General features: G+C 62.2%; 24 protein-coding genes. 9 read left to right on the top strand and 15 right to left on the bottom strand.

The genetic code is table 11. The features are described from left to right. Positions 1–46: 46 nt before the first annotated feature. From AC07OF_RS05415 to cysK, 4 genes are all read right to left on the bottom strand, one after another. Positions 47–937: a DMT family transporter gene (locus AC07OF_RS05415; RefSeq protein ID WP_476445876.1), complete on the bottom strand. Its 891-nt coding sequence runs from the start codon at positions 935–937 to the stop codon at positions 47–49. 107 nt (positions 938–1,044) lie between these two features. Next, positions 1,045–1,206 carry a hypothetical protein gene (locus AC07OF_RS05410; RefSeq protein ID WP_198325376.1) on the bottom strand — a complete coding sequence of 54 codons (162 nt, stop codon included), beginning with the start codon at positions 1,204–1,206 and terminating at the stop codon, positions 1,045–1,047. A 154-nt stretch (positions 1,207–1,360) separates the two neighbouring features. Further along, a complete protein-coding gene (locus AC07OF_RS05405) occupies positions 1,361–2,296 on the bottom strand; it encodes an aspartyl/asparaginyl beta-hydroxylase domain-containing protein (RefSeq protein WP_157193622.1) in 936 nt (311 codons plus the stop codon). 162 nt (positions 2,297–2,458) lie between these two features. After that, positions 2,459–3,433: a cysteine synthase A gene (cysK, locus tag AC07OF_RS05400; protein ID WP_157193623.1), complete on the bottom strand. Its 975-nt coding sequence runs from the start codon at positions 3,431–3,433 to the stop codon at positions 2,459–2,461. Positions 3,434–3,566: 133 nt separating this feature from the next. Here cysK and AC07OF_RS05395 point away from each other — a divergent pair, with 133 nt between their 5' ends. The 3 genes from AC07OF_RS05395 (at position 3,567) to AC07OF_RS05385 (ending at position 6,819) form a co-directional block, all read left to right on the top strand. Then, a complete protein-coding gene (locus tag AC07OF_RS05395) occupies positions 3,567–4,640 on the top strand; it encodes a DUF748 domain-containing protein (RefSeq protein WP_157193624.1) in 1,074 nt (357 codons plus the stop codon). A gap of 137 nt (positions 4,641–4,777) precedes the next feature. Continuing rightward, positions 4,778–5,623 carry an AAA family ATPase gene (locus AC07OF_RS05390; RefSeq protein WP_157193625.1) on the top strand — a complete coding sequence of 282 codons (846 nt, stop codon included), beginning with the start codon at positions 4,778–4,780 and terminating at the stop codon, positions 5,621–5,623. A gap of 17 nt (positions 5,624–5,640) precedes the next feature. Then, the gene (locus AC07OF_RS05385; RefSeq protein ID WP_157193626.1) at positions 5,641–6,819 is read left to right on the top strand and encodes a vWA domain-containing protein; all 1,179 of its coding nucleotides are present in this window, start codon (positions 5,641–5,643) and stop codon (positions 6,817–6,819) included. Between the two features lie 105 nt (positions 6,820–6,924). Here AC07OF_RS05385 and AC07OF_RS05380 read toward each other — a convergent pair whose 3' ends face one another. Genes AC07OF_RS05380 through AC07OF_RS05365 form a run of 4 tightly spaced genes read right to left on the bottom strand, consistent with a single transcriptional unit; the run spans position 6,925 to position 10,607 of the window. Beyond that, positions 6,925–7,845: a 5-oxoprolinase subunit C family protein gene (locus AC07OF_RS05380; RefSeq protein ID WP_476445878.1), complete on the bottom strand. Its 921-nt coding sequence runs from the start codon at positions 7,843–7,845 to the stop codon at positions 6,925–6,927. Continuing rightward, entirely contained in the window at positions 7,842–8,546 is a 705-nt protein-coding gene (gene pxpB, locus AC07OF_RS05375; protein ID WP_157193628.1) for a 5-oxoprolinase subunit PxpB, read from the bottom strand. The genes AC07OF_RS05380 and pxpB overlap by 4 nt, the downstream gene beginning before the upstream one ends. Continuing rightward, complete coding sequence (locus AC07OF_RS05370; protein ID WP_157193629.1) at positions 8,543–9,295, bottom strand: 5-oxoprolinase subunit PxpA; 753 nt, start codon at positions 9,293–9,295, stop codon at positions 8,543–8,545. Before AC07OF_RS05370 ends, pxpB begins: the two co-directional genes overlap by 4 nt. A 25-nt stretch (positions 9,296–9,320) precedes the next feature. Beyond that, entirely contained in the window at positions 9,321–10,607 is a 1,287-nt protein-coding gene (locus AC07OF_RS05365) for an MFS transporter (RefSeq protein ID WP_157193630.1), read from the bottom strand. Between the two features lie 143 nt (positions 10,608–10,750). Here AC07OF_RS05365 and AC07OF_RS05360 point away from each other — a divergent pair, with 143 nt between their 5' ends. After that, complete coding sequence (locus AC07OF_RS05360; RefSeq protein ID WP_157193631.1) at positions 10,751–11,662, top strand: LysR family transcriptional regulator; 912 nt, start codon at positions 10,751–10,753, stop codon at positions 11,660–11,662. Here AC07OF_RS05360 and AC07OF_RS05355 read toward each other — a convergent pair. From AC07OF_RS05355 to AC07OF_RS05345, 3 genes are read right to left on the bottom strand one after another with little or no spacing between them, the layout of a single operon-like run. Then, on the bottom strand, positions 11,659–12,180 hold the full coding sequence (locus AC07OF_RS05355; RefSeq protein ID WP_038613718.1) for a DUF2937 family protein: 522 nt from the start codon (positions 12,178–12,180) through the stop codon (positions 11,659–11,661). The two genes, AC07OF_RS05360 and AC07OF_RS05355, sit on opposite strands and share 4 nt — an antisense overlap. A gap of 10 nt (positions 12,181–12,190) precedes the next feature. Then, positions 12,191–12,964, bottom strand: a complete 774-nt coding sequence (locus AC07OF_RS05350; protein ID WP_157193632.1) for a class II glutamine amidotransferase — start codon at positions 12,962–12,964, stop codon at positions 12,191–12,193. Between the two features lie 23 nt (positions 12,965–12,987). Continuing rightward, positions 12,988–13,476 carry an MFS transporter gene (locus tag AC07OF_RS05345; protein ID WP_157193633.1) on the bottom strand — a complete coding sequence of 163 codons (489 nt, stop codon included), beginning with the start codon at positions 13,474–13,476 and terminating at the stop codon, positions 12,988–12,990. 84 nt (positions 13,477–13,560) lie between these two features. Here AC07OF_RS05345 and AC07OF_RS05340 point away from each other — a divergent pair, with 84 nt between their 5' ends. After that, on the top strand, positions 13,561–15,612 hold the full coding sequence (locus AC07OF_RS05340; RefSeq protein WP_495072640.1) for a S9 family peptidase: 2,052 nt from the start codon (positions 13,561–13,563) through the stop codon (positions 15,610–15,612). A 126-nt stretch (positions 15,613–15,738) separates the two neighbouring features. After that, positions 15,739–16,209 (top strand): cyclic nucleotide-binding domain-containing protein, encoded by a 471-nt coding sequence (locus AC07OF_RS05335; protein ID WP_038613727.1) that lies wholly within the window; start codon positions 15,739–15,741, stop codon positions 16,207–16,209. Here the strand turns inward: AC07OF_RS05335 and AC07OF_RS05330 are convergent. Then, entirely contained in the window at positions 16,206–16,481 is a 276-nt protein-coding gene (locus AC07OF_RS05330; RefSeq protein WP_038613729.1) for a hypothetical protein, read from the bottom strand. The two genes, AC07OF_RS05335 and AC07OF_RS05330, sit on opposite strands and share 4 nt — an antisense overlap. A 125-nt stretch (positions 16,482–16,606) precedes the next feature. On the opposite strand from AC07OF_RS05330, the gene AC07OF_RS05325 reads away from it, so the two are divergent. After that, positions 16,607–16,978, top strand: coding sequence for a YajD family HNH nuclease (locus AC07OF_RS05325; RefSeq protein ID WP_038613732.1), 372 nt, complete (start codon positions 16,607–16,609; stop codon positions 16,976–16,978). Positions 16,979–17,050: 72 nt separating this feature from the next. Continuing rightward, a complete protein-coding gene (locus tag AC07OF_RS05320) occupies positions 17,051–17,521 on the top strand; it encodes an RNA methyltransferase (RefSeq protein ID WP_038613734.1) in 471 nt (156 codons plus the stop codon). Between the two features lie 6 nt (positions 17,522–17,527). Here the strand turns inward: AC07OF_RS05320 and AC07OF_RS05315 are convergent, their stop codons facing one another. Both AC07OF_RS05315 and AC07OF_RS05310 read right to left on the bottom strand, forming a co-directional pair. Beyond that, complete coding sequence (locus tag AC07OF_RS05315) at positions 17,528–18,742, bottom strand: hypothetical protein (protein ID WP_495072653.1); 1,215 nt, start codon at positions 18,740–18,742, stop codon at positions 17,528–17,530. 55 nt (positions 18,743–18,797) lie between these two features. After that, the gene (locus AC07OF_RS05310; RefSeq protein ID WP_157193636.1) at positions 18,798–19,247 is read right to left on the bottom strand and encodes a YcgN family cysteine cluster protein; all 450 of its coding nucleotides are present in this window, start codon (positions 19,245–19,247) and stop codon (positions 18,798–18,800) included. 157 nt (positions 19,248–19,404) lie between these two features. Here AC07OF_RS05310 and AC07OF_RS05305 point away from each other — a divergent pair, with 157 nt between their 5' ends. Then, positions 19,405–19,998 carry a nitroreductase family protein gene (locus tag AC07OF_RS05305; RefSeq protein ID WP_038613740.1) on the top strand — a complete coding sequence of 198 codons (594 nt, stop codon included), beginning with the start codon at positions 19,405–19,407 and terminating at the stop codon, positions 19,996–19,998. A 117-nt stretch (positions 19,999–20,115) separates the two neighbouring features. Here the strand turns inward: AC07OF_RS05305 and AC07OF_RS05300 are convergent, their stop codons facing one another. Continuing rightward, complete coding sequence (locus AC07OF_RS05300) at positions 20,116–21,048, bottom strand: D-2-hydroxyacid dehydrogenase (RefSeq protein ID WP_157193637.1); 933 nt, start codon at positions 21,046–21,048, stop codon at positions 20,116–20,118. Positions 21,049–21,112 lie beyond the last annotated feature (64 nt).

The following is a 21,112-nucleotide window of genomic DNA, read 5'->3' as shown; positions in this document are numbered from 1 at the left end:
CCCACCGGGTCGGTAGGAGCGGGCTTGCCCCGCGATGTAGCGGATCTCAATCAGCCTGAAGTTGCGCCGCTGCAGCCGCTGGCTTGCGGAACACAAACAGCAGGCCGATCACGATCAGTCCCATACCCAACAGGCTCAACGCCGCCAGACGGTTACCGAAGATCAGGTAGTCCATGACCGCCGTCACCGCGGGCACCAGGTAGAACAGGCTGGTGACATTGACCAGGTTGCCCCTGGCAATCAGCCGGTACAGCAGCAGCGTCGCCAGCAACGAGACCACCAGCCCCATCCACAGCAAAGCGCCGATGAAACTGCCGGTCAGCTCGACATGCAGCGGCTGCAACGGCGCAAACACCGCACACATCAGCAACCCGGCGATGTACTGCAGCGGCAAGGTGCCCATGGGGTTGCTGGTGATGCGTTTCTGCATGATCGAGCCGAAGGTCATGCTCGCCAGCGCCAGCAGTGCAAAGAGCATCCCCATCAGGGAAATCCCTCCCAGATTGATCCCCTGATAGACCACCATGATCAGCCCGCTCAAGCCCAGGCCAAGACCAAACAAACGGCTCCAGGAACGCTGACGCTCCATCAACACCACCGTGAGGATAGGCTGCACGCCCATGACCGTGGCCATGACGCCGGGGGTGACCTGGGTGTTCAGCGCCAGCAGGTAGAAGATCTGGTAGGCACCGAGCAACACGCAACCGGTGGCCAGCGCTTGCAGCACCGCCGCCCGCCCGCGCGGCCAGCGAAGTTTGAGCAACGGTGCGAGCAGCAACAGACCGCACAGGGCCAGGGCTGAACGCATCAGCAGGAAAGCAAAGGGACTGGCATGGGCCAGGCCCAGTTTGGAGACGATCGCCCCGCTACTCCAGAGCAGGACGAACAGGCTGGTGGTGGCCGCCGAGGCCACGGATTCTTTCGATAGAGCAAACATGAATGCCACCTGTAATTCGGGCAGATAAGCCGAACGGCGCTGCCCGCAGGGGGCAGCCAACCGTATTCAGTAGGGTGCAGGTGTGTCGGGACGCAGCGGTTGGCCGCTTAGCCCAGCACTACCACGCCTGGTGGTGCGACAACGCACACAACCACGCTACTGACAGGTGGTGGGTAGTGACTGATCATGGCCGGCTGCTGATTCCCACGCACGACTACCACCGCGTCGGGCGCGGTAGCGAATACGGTGCTGAGTGGGGAAGCTGGCATGAGCAGGTCTTCGGTGAGGTGAAGTGGGTCTGACTATAGCCAGAGTGATTCTGGCATGCAAGTCAGTGGTGCCTTGATCGCCGGCAAGGCCGGCTCCCACAATGGATCAGTGCCTACAGTCCTTGTGGGAGCTGGCCTTGCCGGTGATCAAGGTTCAAAACAACCAGTGATACAGCAGATAAGCCACCACCACCGCCAGCACCGGACGCAACACCCGGTAGGCCTTGGGATTGGCACGCTTGAACTGTTTGACCTGGCCGCTGATCACATTGCTGAAGCGCTTGCTCCAGGCATAGGCCCGGTTGATCCCGCCGACGCGCTCGTCATCAGTGTTCTGCGGCGCGGTGGCGCGGCCAAGGAAGGCGCTGACCTTGCGGTTGATGCGGGTCATCAGCGGACTGTTGAGCGGACGCTCGACATCACAGAAGAGGATCACCCGGGTAGTCTCGGTTTCGTTCTTCACCCAGTGCACATAGGTTTCATCGAACATCACGTCTTCGCCGTCGCGCCACGCATAAGCCTGGCCATCGACGTAGATCCGGCAGTTGTCGGAGTTTGGCGTCGACAGGCCGAGGTGATAACGCAGGGAGCCGGCGAACGGGTCACGGTGCGGGTTGAGGTGACTCCCCCCCGGCAGCAACGCAAACATCGCGCCCTTGACGTTGGGGATGCTGTTGACCAGCTCGACGGTCTTCGGGCACAGCGCTTGCGCCGATGGCAGCGCTTTGTCGTACCACTTCAGGTAGAAACGCTTCCAGCCCTTCTTGAAGAACGAACCGAAACCGGCGTCGTTGTCTTTCTCGGCGGCGCGGATGTAACCCTCGTCGAACAGGTGCATGGCCTCTTCGCGGATAACTTCCCAGTTGTCCTTGAGTACATCGAGCTCGGGAAAGCGGCTGCGGTCCAGGTAGGGTTTGGAGGGCACGCCGGAAAACAGGTACATCAAGGCGTTATAGGGGGCGAACAGCGCCGAATGGTTGACGAACTGGCGCAACATCGGCAAGCGCGCCTTGCCGCGCAGGTGCACATACAACGTGCTGCCGAAAAACATCAGCAATACACCTGCCTTGGCGACTAAAGAAACAGTCATGCAACACTCCTTGGAATTTCGATCAAGCCATTGCTGCCGGATTAATCAAACATCATAAACCGATCTGGCAACGGTAAAAATAACCGTTGCCAGCATTCAGTATTAAGGATTGTGCAACAGTGCCCGGCGCTGATTATTGCTCTTGATCAGCGCCAAAGCGCTTTACTGCTGGTTCTCCTGGTCGGTGAACAGGTCGCTGAAGAGCATGCTCGAGAGGTAGCGCTCCCCGGAATCGGGCAGGATCACGACGATGGTCTTGCCCTGCATTTCAGGCTTCTCCGCCAGGCGCACCGCTGCTGCCATCGCCGCACCGGAGGAAATCCCGCAGAGAATGCCCTCCTCCTGCATCAGGCGCAGGGCCATGACCTTGGACTCCTCGTCACTGACCAGCTCGACCTGATCGACCATTTTCAGGTCGAGGTTGTTTGGCACGAAGCCGGCACCAATGCCCTGGATCTTGTGCGGGCTGGGCTTGACCTCCTGGCCGGTCATCGTCTGGGTGATCACCGGCGAAGCCAGCGGTTCGACGGCCACGGAAAGGATCGCCTTACCCTGCGTCTGTTTGATGTAGCGCGACACCCCGGTGATGGTGCCACCGGTGCCGACACCCGCAACCAGCACATCGACCGCACCGTCGGTATCGTTCCAGATCTCCGGGCCGGTGGTTTTCTCGTGAATCGCAGGGTTGGCCGGGTTATCGAACTGGGCCGGCATGAAGTACTGGGCTGTGTCACTGGCCACGATTTCACCGGCCTTCTCAATCGCCCCTTTCATCCCTTTGGCAGGATCGGTCAACACCAGTTCGGCGCCCAGCGCCTTGAGTACCTTGCGCCGCTCGATGCTCATCGATGCCGGCATGGTCAGCAGCAGTTTGTAGCCACGCGCAGCAGCAACAAAGGCCAGGCCAATACCGGTATTGCCCGAGGTCGGCTCGACAATGGTCATGCCCGGCTTGAGCCTGCCGCTGCTTTCCGCGTCCCAGATCATGTTCGCGCCGATCCGGCATTTGACCGAATAACCCGGGTTACGCCCTTCGGTCTTGGCCAGGATAGTCACGCCGCGCGGGGCGATGCGGTTGATCTGCACCAGCGGCGTATTGCCGATGGAATGCGCATTGTCAGCAAAAATACGGCTCATAGCGGGGTCGTCCTTTTAAACACCGGCAGGAAAACTTCAAGGGTAAGCCTGCAGCGCCAGTGCGTCCATATCCGGCGAACCCCTGCCGTTGACGGGGGTCAACCGATTACTACCCTGCCGGGAACTGCCACCGATGAAACGTCGCTACCGCTGGCCTTTGTGGGGGCTGCTAAGCATTGGTCTGTTACTGCTGGCCCTGCACCTGGCCTTGCCAGTGCTGGTGCGCAACTACCTTAACGACAAGCTTGCCGACATGGGCGACTACCGCGGTCAGCTGGCAGATGTCGATCTGGCGTTGTGGCGCGGTGCGTACAAGATCAATGGCCTGACCATCGTCAAGAACAACGGCAAGGTGCCCGTGCCGTTTCTCCAGGCGCCGTTGATCGACCTGTCGGTCAGCTGGCATGCGCTGTGGTATGACCACGCGGTGGTCGCCGAAGTGCTCTTCGTGCGCCCCGAGCTCAACTTCGTCGATGGCGCCAGCAAGCAGACGACCCAAACGGGGCAAGGTACTGACTGGCGCCAACAGCTGGAAAAACTGCTGCCCATCACCCTCAACGAAGTGCGCATCGACAACGGCACCCTGACCTTTCGCAACTTCAGCTCCAAGCCGCCGGTCGACCTCAAGGCCACGCAACTGGATGCCAGCATCCGCAACCTGACCAACGTCGAAGACCTCAAGGGCCGCCGCGATGCCCGCTTCACCGGCAAGGCTCGCCTGCTGGGCGATGCCGCGGTGGAAAGCAGCGCCACCTTCGATCCGTTCAGCGACTTCGACAACTTTCAGTTCCGCCTGCGCGCCACCGGCATCCAGCTGCGCCGGCTCAATGACTTCGCCAGTGCCTACGGCAAGTTCGACTTCAATGCCGGCCATGGTGACCTGGTGATCGAGGCCGAAGCCGAAAAAGGCCGGCTCAGCGGTTACATCAAGCCTCTATTGCGCGACGTCGATGTGTTCAACTGGCAGCAGGACGTAAAAGACGAAGACAAAGGCTTTTTCCGCTCAATCTGGGAAGCACTGGTCGGCGGCGGGGAAACCGTGCTGAAAAATCAGCGCAAGAACCAGTTCGCCACCCGTGTGGAACTGCGTGGCAGCGTGCATCAGCGCGATATCAGCGCCTTCGAAGCCTTCTTGCAGATTCTGCGCAATGGTTTCGTTCAGGCCTTCAATGCACGTTATGAACAGCCGCCGCCCAAGTCTGACTAAGTCACCGAGTGACGGGCCATTCAGAGACTGAATGGGCCGTCTGCGTTCCCAGTCGACCAGAGCCCGCGTTATAGTCGTGCATGACAATTTTTCGGCCAGGGGCCATGTACCCCGGCACTACGTTAGAGGATCGGTTCATGAAGTTCGAAGGCACCAGCACCTACGTCGCCACCAACGACCTGAAACTGGCAGTCAACGCGGCGATCACCCTGGAACGGCCACTGCTGGTCAAGGGCGAACCCGGCACCGGCAAGACCATGCTCGCCGAACAGTTGGCCGAATCCTTTGGCGCCAAGCTGATTACCTGGCACATCAAGTCGACCACCAAGGCTCACCAGGGCCTCTACGAGTACGATGCGGTCAGCCGCCTGCGTGACTCGCAACTGGGGGTGGACAAGGTCCACGACGTGCGCAACTACCTGAAGAAGGGCAAGCTCTGGGAAGCGTTCGAATCCGAAGAGCGGGTCATTCTGCTGATCGACGAAATCGACAAGGCCGACATCGAGTTCCCCAACGACCTGTTGCAGGAACTGGACCGGATGGAGTTCTACGTTTACGAGATCGACGAGACGATCAAGGCCAAGCAGCGCCCGATCATCATCATTACCTCGAACAACGAAAAAGAGCTGCCGGACGCCTTCCTGCGCCGCTGCTTCTTCCACTACATCGCCTTCCCCGACCGTGACACCCTGCAGCAGATCGTCGATGTGCACTACCCGAACATCAAGAAAGACCTGGTCAGCGAAGCGCTGGACGTGTTCTTCGATGTACGCAAGGTACCGGGCCTGAAGAAAAAGCCGTCGACCTCGGAACTGGTCGACTGGCTCAAGCTGCTGATGGCCGACAACATCGGCGAAGCCGTGCTACGTGAGCGCGATCCGACCAAGGCCATCCCGCCGTTGGCCGGTGCCCTGGTGAAAAACGAACAGGACGTGCAACTGCTCGAGCGCCTGGCCTTCATGAGCCGTCGCGGTAATCGCTGAGCCCGGGGGCAATTGCCATGCTGCTCAATCTGTTCAATGAAATGCGCGCGGCCAAAGTACCCGTATCGGTGCGTGAGCTGCTTGATCTGCTCAATGCCCTCAAGCAGCGGGTGACCTTTGCCGACATGGACGAGTTCTACTTCCTGTCGCGGGCGATCCTGGTCAAGGACGAACGCCATTTCGACAAGTTCGACCGGGCCTTTTCCGCCTACTTCAAGGGCCTGGAAAACCTCGACCGGCACCTGGAAGCGCTGATTCCCGAAGACTGGTTGCGCAAGGAGTTCGAGCGCTCGCTGACCGACGAGGAACGCGCGCAGATCCAGTCCCTGGGTGGCCTGGACAAGCTGATCGAAGAGTTCAAGAAACGCCTGGAAGAACAGAAGGAACGCCATGCCGGTGGCAACAAGTGGATCGGCACCGGCGGTACCAGCCCGTTCGGTTCGGGGGGCTACAACCCCGAAGGGATTCGCATCGGCGATGCCGGCAAGCGCCAGGGCAAGGCGGTCAAGGTCTGGGACCAGCGCGAGTACAAGAACCTCGATGACCAGGTCGAGCTGGGCACGCGCAATATCAAGCTGGCCCTGCGCCGCTTGCGCAAGTTCGCGCGCCAGGGTGCGGCCGAGGAGCTGGATATCGACGGCACCATCGACCACACCGCCCGCGATGCCGGCCTGCTCAACATCCAGATGCGCCCGGAGCGGCGCAACAGCGTCAAGTTGTTGCTGCTGTTCGACATCGGCGGTTCGATGGACGCTCACGTGAAGATCTGCGAAGAGCTGTTCTCGGCCTGCAAGACCGAGTTCAAGCACCTGGAGTACTACTACTTCCACAACTTCGTTTATGAGTCGGTGTGGAAGAACAACATGCGCCGCACCTCCGAGCGCACTTCGACCATGGACCTGCTGCACAAGTACGGCGCCGACTACAAAGTGGTGTTCGTTGGCGATGCGGCCATGGCGCCCTACGAGATCACCCAGCCGGGCGGTAGCGTCGAGCACTGGAACGAAGAAGCCGGTTACGTGTGGATGCAGCGCTTCATGGAGAAGTACAAGAAGCTTATCTGGATCAACCCTTACCCCAAGGACACCTGGGGATATACCGCTTCGACCAACATCGTGCGCGAGTTGATCGAGGACCGGATGTATCCGTTGACCTTGCGTGGGTTGGAAGAAGGGATGCGGTTTTTGTCCAAGTAGGCCTTGAGGCCGCTGTGCTGCCCATCGCCGGCAAGGCCGGCTCCCACAATGTCCAAGGTTGCATTAAACACTGTGGGAGCCGGCCTTGCCGGCGATAGGGCCAGATCAGGCAACAAACCGCTGAAGAAATGCCCTCTGCTGCTGCCAGGCCAGCTCCTGAACCACTGGCTTGAACCTGACCACACTCCCCGGCAACAACTGCGCCAGCCGCGCCAGCGCCAACGGCGTCAACGCCCCCAACCGCGGATAACCGCCAATGGTCTGGCGATCATTGAGCAGCACAATCGGCTGCCCATCCGGTGGCACCTGCACCGCTCCCAGAGGAATCCCCTCGGAAATCATCGGCGCGCCTTGATACTGCAAGGCAGGGCCCAGCAAACGCATGCCCATGCGGTCGGCGCGGCTGTCCAGGGTCCAGTCACGGTTGAACGCTTCAAACAGGCTGATGCCGCTGAAATCGCCGATCTGTGCACCCAGTACCAGATCGAGTGCGCTGTTGTCAGTCAGGTCTGGCCGCAATCCCTCAGGCACTGTTTTCAGCCCTGGCGCCGTCCCGCGGTATTCGAGCTGGTGCCCCTTGGCCAGCGCTGAACCCAGTCCATCCAGCCCGCCCAGTTCCTCACGCACAACACTGGCACAACTGCCCAGCACCTGCGGCGCAACAAAACCTCCAGGCGCGGCCAGATAGGCGCGAGCGCCCTGCAATGGCTGGTTAAGGCGCAGACGCTGGCCTCGGTTCAGGGTAAAGCTGGACCAGGGTTTAAGCGGCTCACCGTCGATTCGCGCATCCAGATCGGCACCGGTCAGCGCCAGACAGCAATCCTGCTCGGCGACCAGACTGAAGCCTCCCAGGGTCACTTCCACCACCGCAGCCTCGCCAGGGTTGCCCAGCAGCCAGTTGGCCCAGCGCATCGATACCCAGTCCAGCGCCCCGCCCTGGGTCACGCCCAGATGGCGCACGCCAAAACGTCCGGCATCCTGCAACAGGCACAACGGTGTGCTGGCCTCGATCGACAAGCGGCTCATGCCAAGGCCTCCAGCGGGGTATCGTCGCCGCCCAGGTTGATGAAGGTAGCGCGGTCTACGGCGACGAAGCGCACCCGGTCGCCCGGTTGCAACAGGCTGTAGCCGTCACGTGCACGGTCAAAGAGTTTGCTCGGGGTACGGCCGATCAGGTTCCAGCCACCCGGCGACACCGCCGGGTAGGCCGCGGTCTGGCGCTCGGCGATACCGACACTGCCTGCCGCCACGCGCTTGCGCGGAGTGGCCAGGCGCGGCGCGGCCAGCGCCTCTTCAACCAGGCCCATGAAGGCAAAACCGGGGGCGAAACCAAGGGCGAACACCTGATATTCGCGTTCACTGTGCCGACGCACGATGTCAGCCACCGAGGTAGCACAACGCTCGGCCAGCAAGCTCAGTTCCGGACCGACACTCAGGTCGTACCACACCGGAATCTCGTGCTGGCGCCCGCCGCTGCCGTTATCCGGCTGCAGGTTTTCCAGCGCCTCTCGAATCAAGGTGCGGGCCTGGTCCGGCGACAGTTGCAGCAGGTCGAAATGCACCATCAGCGTGGTGTAAGACGGCACCAGATCAACCAGCTGCCCGGCGAACACCGCGCGCAAGCGCTGACTGGCCGCCAGCATCCAGGGCATGTTGGCTTCATCGATGGCGTCGAACAGACGCACCATCAGGCAGTCGATGGCCACCGTTTCAATGCGGTAGCTCATGACGCCACCAGGGCATCAAGGGCCTGGCGAATCTGTTGCACCGCCGCCACCGAGCTTTCGTTGTCGCCATGTACGCACAGGGTCTGGGCCTGCAGGCGCAGTTCGCTACCGTCCACGGCAATCAATGGCTCGCCACGGGCCAGGCGCAGGGCCTGGTCGACGATCCGCGCCGGATCGTGATGCACCGCGCCCGGCAAGCGCCGCGAGACCAGATGACCGGCGGCATCGTAGGCGCGGTCGGCAAAGGCTTCGAACCACAAGGTAACGCCGTACTCGTCACCCAGGGCTTGGGCCGCACTGTTGTCGGCCGTGGCCATGAGCATCAGCGGCAACTGCCGGTCATAGCTGGCCACCGCCTCAAGTACAGCGCGCAGTTTCAGCGGATCAGCCATCATGTCGTTGTACAGCGCTCCATGGGGTTTTACATAGGCAACCCGCGTGCCCTGGGTACGGCAGATGCCATCCAGCGCACCGATCTGGTAGTGCAGCAGGTCACGGATTTCCTCGGCGCTGCAGGCCATGGAGCGGCGGCCGAAGCCGGCCAGGTCCTGGTAGGCCGGGTGGGCACCGATGCGCACGTTACTGGCGATGGCCAGGGCCACCGTCTTGCGCATGATCCCCGGATCCCCGGCATGGAAACCGCAGGCGATGTTGGCGCAATCCACAAAGGGCATGACCTGGGCGTCCAGGCCCATGGTCCAGCTGCCGAAACTCTCACCCATATCGCAATTCAGTAGCAGGCGGCTCACGTCTGTCACTCCTTCAGGCTCGACCTTATTGGGCTGCAAGTTCTTTGCCGCGGGTTTCCGGCAGGCTCAGCGCCGCCAGGATTACCACCCCGTAGGACACCGCTGCAAATGCGCCGATCCCCAGACCCAGCGGGATCTTCTGGCTGAGCATACCGATCAGCAGCGGGAAGAACGCCGCCAGCGCACGACCGATGTTGTAGCAGAAGCCCTGCCCCGAGCCACGGATGCGGGTAGGAAACAGTTCGGTGAGGAAAGCGCCCATGCCACTGAAGATACCCGAGGCGAAGAAGCCCAGCGGGAAGCCCAGCCAGAGCATCACACCATCGCTGACCTGCATCTGGGTATACAGCAGGACGATGATGAACGAGCCCACGGCGAACAGGATGAAGTTCTTTTTGCGCCCCAAAAGGTCAGTGAGATAAGCACTGATCACATAACCGACATAGGATCCGAAGATCACCATCGCCAGGTAGCCGCCGGTGCCAAGCACGCTCAGGCCGCGCTCGTTCTTGAGGAAGGTCGGCAGCCAGGAGGTGATTGCGTAGTAACCGCCGAGTGCACCAGTGGTCAGCAGCGAAGCACGGATGGTGGTGAAGAGCATGCCGGGGGCAAAAATCTCATAGAAATGCGACGGTGCTTCGGTTTTTTCCGCAGCCTTGGCCTGGCGGTAGATTTCCGGGTCCTTGACCAGACGGCGGACGAAGATCACGAATACCGCAGGCACGATACCCAGCAGGAACAGCGCGCGCCAGGCGTCTTCAGGCGGCAGCAGGGTGAACAGCACGGCGTAGAGAATCGCCGTCAGGCCCCAGCCAATGGCCCAGCCAGACTGCACCATGCCGACCGCCTTGCCGCGATCCTTGGCACGGATCACTTCGCCGATCAGCACTGCACCGGCGGTCCATTCCCCGCCGAAGCCGAAGCCCATCAGGGTACGGGCGATCAACAGCTGCTCATAGTTCTGGGCGAAGCCGCAGAGGAAGGTGAAAAAGGCGAACCACAGCACCGTCAGTTGCAGGGTGCGGACCCGGCCAATACGATCGGAGAGGATGCCGGCGATCCAGCCACCCAGCGCCGAGGCAATCAGGGTGCTGGTGTGAATCAACCCGGCTTCGGCGGTGGTGATGCCCCACAGCATGATCAGGGTGGGGATGACGAAGCTGAGCATCTGGGTGTCCATGCCATCGAGGCCGTAGCCGATCTTGCAGCTCCAGAAGGTCCGTCGTTCCTGTTTGTTGATGTTGCGGTACCAGTCGAAGGGACCGGCCACTGAACTGGATTTGGCCTGGTGCTGCACGCCCGATGGGTTCATGGTTGCCTCAGCTTGTTGGTATTGTTTTAAAGGCGGCGATCTTTGTCGCAACCGTGACCGACATTTTTCGATGGCCTTGGGTTGTCGTCCAACGAGAAAAACCAGCGGTCTGGCATAAGAAAAATTTGATCAGTGAGCGCAGCATGAACCTCAAGTTCCTCGAAACCTTTGTCTGGGTGGCCCGGCTCAAGAGCTTTCGCCTGACCGCGGAAAAGCTTTTCACCACCCAGGCGTCGATCTCCAGCCGCATCGCCGCGCTTGAGGCCGACCTCGGGGTCAAGCTGCTGCTGCGCGATTCACGCGGGGTCAGTCTGACGCCCGAGGGCAGCAAGGTGCTCGAGTACGCCGAGCAGATGCTCGACACCGCCAAGGCGCTCAAGCAGTCGCTGGACAGCGACCGGACCAAGGTTGGGCGGATACGCCTGGGGGTGATGGACACGGTGATCCATACCTGGATGAGCCCGCTGGTCTCGGAACTGATGGAGCGCTATCCGCAGGTAGAAATCGAACTGGTCGCCGATACTGCGCTCAATTTGCGCGAACAGCTGCAAAAAGGCTTTCTCGATGTGATCCTGCAAACCGACCTGCTACGCCAGGAATCGATCCGCAGCCTGGACCTGGCGCGCTACCCGATGGGCTGGATTGTCGCCAGCCAGTCGATCTACAACCGCGACTATGCCTCGCTCGCCGAGCTGGCCCGTGAGCGCATCGTGACCTTTTCGAAAAACTCCCGGCCGCACCAGGAAGTGCTCAGCCTGCTGCAGGCCGAAGGCGTCAGCGCACCGCGCCTGAACTGTGTGAACTCGGTGGCGGCGATCACCCGCTTGCTGCGTGACGGCTTCGGCATCGGCGCCCTGCCGCCTGCGCTGGTCAGCGAAGAGCTGGCCAGGGGTGAACTGATCCTGCTGCCGCTGGTGCAGCAGCCACCGAGCCTGGAGCTGGTAGTGGCCTGGCAGACCGGGGTCGAGCTGGTCGATGAGGTGGTGGCGCTGTGTCGCAATGTGCTGGAACGCTACGCCGCCAATGCCGGACCCGAGCGGATCAAGCTGGTCTAGCGCCAGCTCTCCGCCACCGGTTTGCGCCGCCCGCCAAGCACTACCCAACCGATCAACAACAACAGGCTTTCCACCAGCAGCGCCAGCAGCAACGCACAGCTCAGGCCCCAGGCCAGCGCCTCGGGGGCCAGGAGAATCTGGTAGCTGTAGCCGTTGAGGGTTTCTTCGCGCAGCTGGCTGTCGGCGCGCACCAGCACATGCCAGGTCCGCTCCAGCCAGGGGCCCTGGAGGATCTGCCACTCGCGCTCGAACTGGCGATTGCGGATCAGCAGACTGTCGATGCTGTTGGCATCGCTGTTGAACACCGGATCGTCGCTGCTGCGATAGTGACGCACCAGCGCCTGCAGATCGCCATTGAAGAAGCGCCTGGCGGTGGCCTCGAAGCCCTTGAGTCCTTCGCGAGACTCCAGCAGGTGCGCCTCGACCCGCTGGCTGTAGTCATTGATCAGGCCAGGCACCTGCACCCCTACCAGCAACCCGAAGGTGAACAGCAGCAACCGCAGATAACTTCTGAACATGGGCTATCCCTTAGCGTTGTCCCTGGGCGATACATTCACCACGGCGCCACAAGCCCCACTGGCCGGGCTCGTAGCGCTGCCAGGTTTCGTTCTCGGTCAGCGCCTCGGTGGCAATCACCGTGACCACGTCATTGGGGGTGGTTTCGGCCTGGAAGTCGACGATCATGTCGACGTCCTTGAGGCGCGCCGGCCCGAACGGTGCCCGGCGGGTGATATGCACAAGCTTGGTCGAGCAGAAACAGAACAACCAGTCGCCATCGCTGAGCAGGCAGTTGAACACGCCCTTGCTACGGTACTCGGCGCAGGCCTCGACCAGCACCGGCAGCAGCACTTCAACCGGTACCGGCTCCGGGAACGCCTCGCGTACGCGGTTGAGCAGGTCGCAGAAAGCCGCTTCGCTGTCGGTATCACCAATCGGCCGATAGAAGCTGGCCTGGCCCTGAAACTCGCCAAGCTGACCGTTATGGGCGAAACACCAGTTGCGCCCCCACAGCTCGCGGACGAACGGATGGGTGTTGGACAGGCAGACCTTACCGACATTGGCCTGGCGAATGTGGCCGATCACCACCTCGCTCTTGATCGGATAACGCTGCACCAGGTTGGCCACTTCCGATTCGCAACTCGCCGCCGGGTCCTGGAACAGGCGCAGGCCACGGCCTTCGTAGAAGCCGATACCCCAGCCATCGCGGTGCGGGCCCGTGCGCCCACCGCGTTGCATCAGCCCGGTGAAGCTGAAAACGATGTCGGTCGGCACATTGGCACTCATGCCCAGTAGTTCACACATGCTTGACTGCTCCCGGGCAAATCCTACAAGCGCGGCTCGACCCGCGAACGATTGCCGCCCAGTGGTGCTTCAGGCGGGTTGCGGTAGCGATCACTGCTGTTGGCGGCAAACGACTCGTCGACCAACGCTTCTTCGGCATCACGCTTGGCGGCCGCTTCGGCCTGCTCGCGACGGGCCTTGGCGCGTTTTTCCAGCGGCCAGCGCAGCGCCACGAACAGCCCGTAGAGCACGAAGGCGATCATGCCGTACATGGCCAGGTCGGCGGCGGCACGCAAGGCGTTGTTGCCGACCTTGAACAGCAGGTCGAGGGCGGTAATGGCAATGGCTGGGGCGAACTTGTCCTTGACCGGATCGATGATGGTCGGGGTCAGCAGCAAGACTGCCATCAGCACCCGCAGCGGTTCGCGCAACCAGCGCCACATCCAGCGGGTCAGGCGAAAGCCCACCGCCAGGCACCCCAGGGCGGCCAGGGCGTAGAGGCCCCAGGCGAGCAGATAGTCGTTCTCGGTCATGGTGTCCGTGGCAAGCTAAGCAAATAGACGCTTATGATAAACACATTTCAGCGCGCAGGCGCCCCCCAGCCAAGAGATCCCCGCATGTCCGCAGACGCCACCGCTCCCCGCGCCCCGATTGCCCGCAAGGCCGAAGGCGCTGATCCCTATGCCTGGCTCCAGGAGCGTGACAGCCCTGAAGTCATTGAGTACCTGAACGACGAGAATGCCTACCAGGCGGCGCAACTGGCCGACCAGGCGCAATTGCGCGAACAGTTGTTCGAAGAGATCAAGGGCCGGATTCAAGAGACTGATCTGTCGGTACCCTCGCCCTGGGGCCCTTACCTCTACTACAGCCGCACCTCGGCAGGTGAGGAATATCCACGCCATTACCGCTGCCCGCGCCCGACTGACGACTCCAATACCGTCGACGAAAGCCGGGAAGAACTGCTGCTGGACCCCAACCCGCTGGCCAACGGCGGCTTCCTGTCCCTCGGCGCCTTCAACATCAGCCCCGACCACCAGCGTCTGGCTTACAGCCTCGATACCAGCGGCGATGAAATCTATACCCTGTACGTCAAGGACCTGACCAGCGGCGCCATCGAACAACTGCCGTTCGACAATTGCGACGGCAGCATGACCTGGGCCAACGATAACCAGACGCTGTTCTTCGCCGAACTGGACGACACCCACCGCCCGCACAAGCTGCTGCGCCATCGTCTCGGGCGCGAAGGTTGCCAGGCGATTTTCGAAGAAACCGACGGGCGCTTCTTCCTGCATTGCTACCGCTCCAGCTCCGAACGCCAACTGATCCTGCTGCTCAACAGCAAGACCACCAGTGAAGCCTGGGTGCTCGACGCCGAACAGCCTGACGGCGACTTCACCTGCCTGGCGCCACGCGTCGAAGGCCATGAATACTTCCCCGACCACGGCCAGCTCGACGGCCAGTGGCGCTGGTTCATCCGCACCAACCAGGATGGCATCAACTTCGCCCTGTACCAGGCCGCCAGTGAGCAGGTACCGGCCCGCGAGCAGTGGCAACTGCTGGTGCCCCACCGTGACACGGTGATGCTCGAAGGCCTGAGCCTGAACGCCAGCGCCCTGAGCCTGAGCCTGCGTGAAGGCGGCCTGCCGATCATCGAAGTACGCCCGCAAGGCCTTGCGCCTTACCGGGTCGAATTGCCGGATGCGGCCTACAGCCTGTACGTGCAGGACAGCCTGGAATTTGCCAGCCCGCGCATCCGTCTGCGCTACCAGGCCCTGAACCGTCCGGCCCAGGTGCGCCAGCTGGAACTGGCCGACGGCGCCCAGCAGGTCCTCAAGGAAACCCCGGTGCTCGGCCCCTTCGACCCCGACGCCTACGTCAGCCAGCGTCTCTGGGCCACGGCCGGTGACGGTACCCAGGTGCCGATCAGCCTGGTCCAGCGCCGCAGCGACCTGGGCAAGCCGGTGCCGCTGTACCTGTATGGCTACGGCGCTTATGGCGAAAGCCTCGACCCGTGGTTCTCGCATGCGCGCCTGAGCCTGCTCGATCGCGGCGTAGCCTTCGCCATTGCCCACGTGCGTGGCGGCGGTGAACTGGGCGAAGCCTGGTACCGGGCGGGCAAACAGGAACACAAACACAACACCTTCAGCGATTTCATCGCCTGTGCCGAGCACCTGATCGCCCAGGGTGTGACCTCTGCCGAGCAACTGGCGATCAGCGGCGGCAGTGCTGGCGGCCTGCTGATCGGCGCGGTGCTCAACCAGCGCCCCGAGCTGTTCAAGGCGGCGATTGCCGAAGTGCCGTTCGTCGACGTGCTCAACACCATGCTCGACCCGGACCTGCCTTTGACCATCACCGAATATGACGAGTGGGGCAACCCGCAAGAGCCTGAGGTGTATGAGCGAATCAAGGCGTATGCACCTTACGAGAACGTCAAAGCCCAGGCTTATCCGGCCCTGCTGGTGGTGGCCGGCTACAACGACAGCCGCGTGCAGTACTGGGAAGCGGCCAAGTGGGTGGCCAGGCTGCGGGTGACCAAGACCGACGACAATCTGCTGCTGCTCAAGACCGAGATGGATGCCGGACACGGCGGCATGAGCGGGCGCTATCAAGGGCTGCGGGATGTGGCGCTGGAATACGCTTTTGTCTTTAAAGTGCTGGGTTTGGTGTAAATCGGAATTTTTGTTGTCTGATCCATCGATTCGCCGGCAACGCCGGCTCCCACAGGGATTGGTTTAGCCTGTGGGAGCCGGCGTTGCCGGCGATAGACACCACAAATCAACAAGAAACGACTGCAAATGCCTGAACCAACCCACCTGAATAATGAAATCCGCGACATGCTCATGGACTGCGGCCTGTTCGACCAGCTGCAACCCGGCGACTTCCAGCACGCTGCCGGTTACTTCAGCATCAGCACCCTCGGCACCGGTGAGGAAATCTTCGCCGAAGGTGATGCCGGCACGTTCATGTGCATCATCCATCACGGCGTGGTCTCGGTACGCAAAACCGACAGCGAGCAGCGCCAGGTGGAAATCGCCACCCTGCGCAAGGGCCGGGCCTTTGGCGAAATGGCGGTGCTCGACGGCGAACGGCGCTCGGCCAGTTGCGTGGCGGCCAGTGACTGCCAGCTGCTGAGCCTGGGCAAGGACTCGCTGGAAAAGATGATCAACGATGCGCCGAAAATTGCCGCCAAGATCATCCGCGCCCTGGCCGTAGCACTTTCGCGCCGCTTGCGCATGCAGGACGGCCAGCGCCTGTCACAGGTCTAGTCGGCTTTCTTGTCCTTGCTGTCATCAGGCGTCAGCCCGGGCAAGGGCTGATCCCTGGGTGGCACGGGCACTTTGATCGACGGCAGCAGTGGCGAACCCGGTCGCGCATCACCGGCGCGCGGTATGCTGCTGGGGGTGATCTGCGGATAAGGGGTCGGGGTCGCCGTCCCCGGTGCGCCCGGCACCGGGGCAATGGGCCGTGGCTGCAGGTCGGCGGCCTGCACCGTTTGCAGGCTGGCGAAGAACAACGCGGCAATGGTCAGGCAGCGCATGCGCAGGCTCCTTCAAACACCTTCTGACAGCCTACTCCCAAGCGTAGCGGTTTGCCTGTCCGAACGGACCGCCAGCACGCTAAACTTCAGGTATAACCGTAACAAGCCCGAGAAAAGGTAATCCCATGAGTTCCTCATCCTCTGCCGCCGCCACCGCACGGCTCGACCGCATCCTTGCCGACGCCAAGCGCGACAAGGAGATGGGCTATCGCGACAAGGCCCTGAAAATGTACCCGCACGTCTGCGGCCGTTGCGCCCGGGAGTTCTCCGGCAAGCGCCTGAGCGAGCTGACCGTGCACCACCGTGACCACAACCACGACAACAACCCCCAGGACGGCTCCAACTGGGAGCTGCTGTGCCTGTACTGCCACGACAACGAGCACTCGCGCTACACCGACCAGCAGTACTTCAGCGAAGGCTCCACCAGCAGCCCGAGCATCGCCAAGGCCACCCACAACCCGTTCGCCGGGCTTGCCGGCCTGCTGAAAAAAGACTGATCGCAATCCCCTGACCCACGGTAGCCGGCAAGCCCGTATAATCGCGTTCTTTTTTGCGAAGGGCCCCGGCACGTGGCGAACAAACGGTACAGCTGCATTGGTCTGTTCAACCCCAAGTCAGCGGAGAACGTCGGTTCAGTGATGCGCGCGGCGGGTTGCTACGGCGTCAACTCGGTGTTCTACACTGGCAAACGGTACGAGCGCGCGCGCGACTTCGTCACCGACACCAAGCGCGTGCACTACGACATCCCGCTGATCGGCATCGACGATCTGCAGAAGATCATCCCCCTGGGCTGTACCCCCGTGGCCGTAGAACTGGTCGACGGCGCTCGCCCGCTGCCCGAGTACACCCACCCGGACCGCGCCATCTACATCTTTGGCCCTGAAGACGGCTCCCTTGACCCGAGCGTCCGGGCCTGGTGCGAAGAAACCATCTACATCCCGACCCAGGGCTGCATGAACCTCGCCGCCACCGTCAACGTGGTGCTTTACGACCGCCTGGCCAAAGGCCTCAACACCCGCTCCGGGCCGAAGTTCAAATAACCCGGACTAGCGCAGCAGCTTGCTCGACAGCACTTCGGACTCGCGGCCCAGCACGCTTTCACTGAGCTGGATGAACTCCTGGGTGCTGACACTGTTCAGGCGCATCAGCGCGCGCGCGACATCGTCCAGCGAGCGCTGGTTGTGGGTGTGCAGGCGGATTTCCCGGTCCAGCGCCTGCAACAGCAGGACACCGCGCGCAGTCATGGCGCTGTCGGCCTGCTCGCCGCGCAGGCTGCTGACCTTGGCGCCGCGACGCTCAAGGCCGGCCTGCAGGGCCTGGTAACGCTCCTCGGTGATCCCGCCCGCACGGCGCAGCAGCTCGGTGGCGTAATACTCATTGATGCTTTCGGCAATCCAGTCGCTGGCCTGGCGGTCATTGATCTGCGCAAACGCATGCACCAGCTCGCGCAGCAAAGGGCTTGAGCCATTTTCGCTGACCAGCGGCCGGCTACTGTGCAGGTAAATCGAATTGTGCCCGGCCCGCGTGCCGCGCCACAGCTGATCGCGGGCGCCGACCAGCAGCAGTTTCGGCGGATTGCGCGGGAACACCGCCTGCAGCTGTGGCCAGACGAAGGTCAACAGGGTCAGGTTATCCAGCCGGCGCATACCCTGGCCCTGAGGCGCGGCAACGCTGACTTCGGTTTCGCCCAGACGCGCACGCCGGGTGCCGATGGTGCCGGCGATCATCCAGCCGGTGGGGCGGTCGAACAGGCGCGAGACATTGTCGATGCGAAATCGCTGTTTGCCGATACGTGGCCAGGGCGTTTCAACGCTCTTCCAGCCACTGGGCAACTCGAAACTCAGGCGTGCCACCAGCTCGGTGCCATCCTGCTGGTCAAGGCGCGCCGGCGGCACCAGATCATCACCGCGAAACAGCGCCCAGTCAGGTGTCACCCGGGTTTCATAGCTGCCATTGCCCTGGCGCTGGGCCAGGCGCACGCGGTAGGTCAGCTGACTCTTGCCCGGTGCTGGCTGCCAGCGTCCGCGCAGGCCGTCGCCTTGCAGTTGCCACTGGCCGTCGGCTTTGAAGTCGCTGTAGGCGCCCGCCTTGCCCAGATCGAAGTCCAGGCTACGCACGGCCGCACCTTCGGCCAGGGTCACACGCACTTCGGCCTGTTCACTTTGCGGGATAAAACGCACGTGATAATCCAGATTGACCTTCTTCGCCCAGGCCGGCGAACTGGCCAACAGGCCCAGGGCCAACAGCCAATGGCAACGCACACGCATACAGAAACTCCTTGTTCCCCTGACGCGATACCCGGCAAGCCTCAGCGGCTCAGCCAGAGCGGAAAATCAGATAATCTTCCCAGTCATCCTCGTCCACGCTGTTCTCGCTCAGCATACGGCCGGACTGGGAAATACGCTGTTCATGCACCTGCTGACGATCACCACAGACCAGATGGTGCCAGCTCGGCAGGTCCTTGCCTTCGCTGATCAGACGATAGCCGCAGGTGGTCGGCAGCCATTTGAACTGGTCGGCCTTGCCCGGCGTCAGCTGGATGCAGTCGGGCACCAGCTTGAGGCGGTTCGGGTAGTCGCTGCACTGGCAGCTATTGAGATCCAGCAGTTTGCAGGCGATACGCGTGTAATAAACGCTGTTGTCGTCTTCGTCTTCGAGTTTTTGCAGGCAGCACAGGCCACAGCCGTCACACAGCGACTCCCATTCCTGGCGGTCGAGCTGTTCGAGGGTTTTACGCTTCCAGAAGGAATCGGCGCTGGCAATCATGTAACGGGTGTCCTGTTTCAAAAGAGGCGCCGCAATGCGGCGGCGCCAGTCTAGGGCGAGTCTTGCGCCATTGCCAGACCGCTTGTCAGGGCTGGTACGACACAGTAGTTTGAGCGGCGGTTGCTCCCCACCTTTTCCATTCGTTCAGGAACTCGCCATGAGTGCTAATCCTCGCGTTGCCGAACATGCCATCGACGATCAGTTCATCAAGCGCTGGTCGCCACGCGCCTTCACCGCCGAACCGATCAGCGAAGCCACCCTGCTGAGTTTCCTCGAAGCCGCCCGCTGGGCCCCTTCGGCCTACAACTCGCAACCATGGCGGTTCCTCTATGCGCGCCGCGACACGCCGAACTGGGAGCGCTACCTGGGCCTGCTCAATGAGTTCAACCGCAGCTGGGCACAACACGCCTCGGCGCTGGTGATCGTGATGTCCAAGACCACCTTCGCAGCGCCAGGCGCCAGCGAAGAAACCCCGGCCTTGTGGCACACCTTCGACACCGGTTCCGCCTGGGGTCATCTGGCCCTGCAGGCCAGCCTCAGCGGCTGGCACACCCATGGCATGGCCGGTTTCGACCAGGAACTGACCCGCAAGGAGCTGAAGATTCCTGAAGGCTATGCCCTGCACGCCGCGGTGGCGATCGGCAAACTGGGCGACAAGGCCAGCCTGGCTGAAGCCCTGCAAGCCCGTGAAGTTCCTAGCCCGCGTCGTCCGCTGAGCGAGCTGGCGGCTGAAGGTGATTTCACCTTGTAAGATTGATCGGTATTTGTGGGAGCTGGCCTTGCCAGCGATGCCGGCGCTGCGCAGTAAATGAAACCGCGCCGATCCCATCGCCGGCAAAGCCGGCTCCCACAATGACTGCAGACCCGATCAATACCCGCGCTGGAAATCCACTTCCCCGCGCAGTTCCTCATCCACCTGATACGCCCGCAGATTCTCGACAAACAAGCGCACCATCGCCGTTGGCGAGGTCGGTGCCGAGCTGTGCCCGGTCAGCAACAGGCCCCAGGCGGTCCAGAACGGGTGTCGGGCCGGCAGCGGTTCCTGGCGGCAGACATCAATCACTGCCCCGGCCAGATGGCCCAGCTTCAAAGCCTCGACCAGATCGCCGTCAACCACCGCTACGCCGCGCCCGGCGTTGATGAACAACGCCTCGGGGTTGAAGCGGGCAAACAGTGCGGCATCGTACAGGTCATGGGTTGCCGGGGTGTCCGGCAACAGGTTGACGACATAATCGACCTCCCCTACCAGACGCCCCAGCTCGCTCATCGCCGCCACTTCGATAAAAGGCGCCTGCTCACGGGCCTGGCTGGCGATGCCGTAGAGTTTGACGCCGAAGGGCAGGAGAAACTCGGCAACCCGCTGGCCAATGTCACCGGTACCGACAATCAGCACCCGGCGCCCTTCCAGGCTGCGTCCGGGCCGGTCGTCCCACTTGCGTTCGACCTGGCTGACCAGACGCGCCATCACTTCCCGCTCGTGACCGAGCATGTAGGTCAGGACGTACTCGGCCATGACCTGGCCGAAGATGCCGACCGCCCGGGTCAGGCGATAGTCGCGCTGCAAACCGTCGGCCAGCAGCGGGGTGATCCCGGCCCAGGTCGACTGCAGCCATTGCGGCTGGTGGCCCTGGCGTAGCAGGGTCGCCAGCAGGTCCGGTTGCCCCAGCCACACCGGGCATTGAGCAGCCTGATCGGCCAGTTCGGCAGAATCGCCACTGGTCAGGACTTCAAGGTCCGGAGCGGCCTCGCGCAGCAGGCGGGCGTAGAGGGCATGATCCTGTTCAGCGATCAAAACACGCATGTTTTTTTACAACCTTGGCAGAAACAACGGAAGCCGCCAGGCCTTGGGCCCTGGCGGTATCACA

This window comes from Pseudomonas sp. GW821-FHT10B02, assembly GCF_059415665.1.
The sequence above is the reverse complement of the archived record's forward strand: the minus strand, read 5'-3'. Positions and strand labels throughout refer to the sequence as shown.

Coding starts and splice junctions, on each gene's coding strand:
- AC07OF_RS05415 (WP_476445876.1), bottom strand. CDS start 937: ATGTTTGCTCTATCGAAAGAATCCGTGGCCTCGGCGGCCACCACCAGC.
- AC07OF_RS05410 (WP_198325376.1), bottom strand. CDS start 1,206: ATGCCAGCTTCCCCACTCAGCACCGTATTCGCTACCGCGCCCGACGCG.
- AC07OF_RS05405 (WP_157193622.1), bottom strand. CDS start 2,296: ATGACTGTTTCTTTAGTCGCCAAGGCAGGTGTATTGCTGATGTTTTTC.
- cysK (WP_157193623.1), bottom strand. CDS start 3,433: ATGAGCCGTATTTTTGCTGACAATGCGCATTCCATCGGCAATACGCCG.
- AC07OF_RS05395 (WP_157193624.1), top strand. CDS start 3,567: ATGAAACGTCGCTACCGCTGGCCTTTGTGGGGGCTGCTAAGCATTGGT.
- AC07OF_RS05390 (WP_157193625.1), top strand. CDS start 4,778: ATGAAGTTCGAAGGCACCAGCACCTACGTCGCCACCAACGACCTGAAA.
- AC07OF_RS05385 (WP_157193626.1), top strand. CDS start 5,641: ATGCTGCTCAATCTGTTCAATGAAATGCGCGCGGCCAAAGTACCCGTA.
- AC07OF_RS05380 (WP_476445878.1), bottom strand. CDS start 7,845: ATGAGCCGCTTGTCGATCGAGGCCAGCACACCGTTGTGCCTGTTGCAG.
- pxpB (WP_157193628.1), bottom strand. CDS start 8,546: ATGAGCTACCGCATTGAAACGGTGGCCATCGACTGCCTGATGGTGCGT.
- AC07OF_RS05365 (WP_157193630.1), bottom strand. CDS start 10,607: ATGAACCCATCGGGCGTGCAGCACCAGGCCAAATCCAGTTCAGTGGCC.
- AC07OF_RS05360 (WP_157193631.1), top strand. CDS start 10,751: ATGAACCTCAAGTTCCTCGAAACCTTTGTCTGGGTGGCCCGGCTCAAG.
- AC07OF_RS05355 (WP_038613718.1), bottom strand. CDS start 12,180: ATGTTCAGAAGTTATCTGCGGTTGCTGCTGTTCACCTTCGGGTTGCTG.
- AC07OF_RS05350 (WP_157193632.1), bottom strand. CDS start 12,964: ATGTGTGAACTACTGGGCATGAGTGCCAATGTGCCGACCGACATCGTT.
- AC07OF_RS05345 (WP_157193633.1), bottom strand. CDS start 13,476: ATGACCGAGAACGACTATCTGCTCGCCTGGGGCCTCTACGCCCTGGCC.
- AC07OF_RS05340 (WP_495072640.1), top strand. CDS start 13,561: ATGTCCGCAGACGCCACCGCTCCCCGCGCCCCGATTGCCCGCAAGGCC.
- AC07OF_RS05335 (WP_038613727.1), top strand. CDS start 15,739: ATGCCTGAACCAACCCACCTGAATAATGAAATCCGCGACATGCTCATG.
- AC07OF_RS05330 (WP_038613729.1), bottom strand. CDS start 16,481: ATGCGCTGCCTGACCATTGCCGCGTTGTTCTTCGCCAGCCTGCAAACG.
- AC07OF_RS05325 (WP_038613732.1), top strand. CDS start 16,607: ATGAGTTCCTCATCCTCTGCCGCCGCCACCGCACGGCTCGACCGCATC.
- AC07OF_RS05310 (WP_157193636.1), bottom strand. CDS start 19,247: ATGATTGCCAGCGCCGATTCCTTCTGGAAGCGTAAAACCCTCGAACAG.
- AC07OF_RS05305 (WP_038613740.1), top strand. CDS start 19,405: ATGAGTGCTAATCCTCGCGTTGCCGAACATGCCATCGACGATCAGTTC.
- AC07OF_RS05300 (WP_157193637.1), bottom strand. CDS start 21,048: ATGCGTGTTTTGATCGCTGAACAGGATCATGCCCTCTACGCCCGCCTG.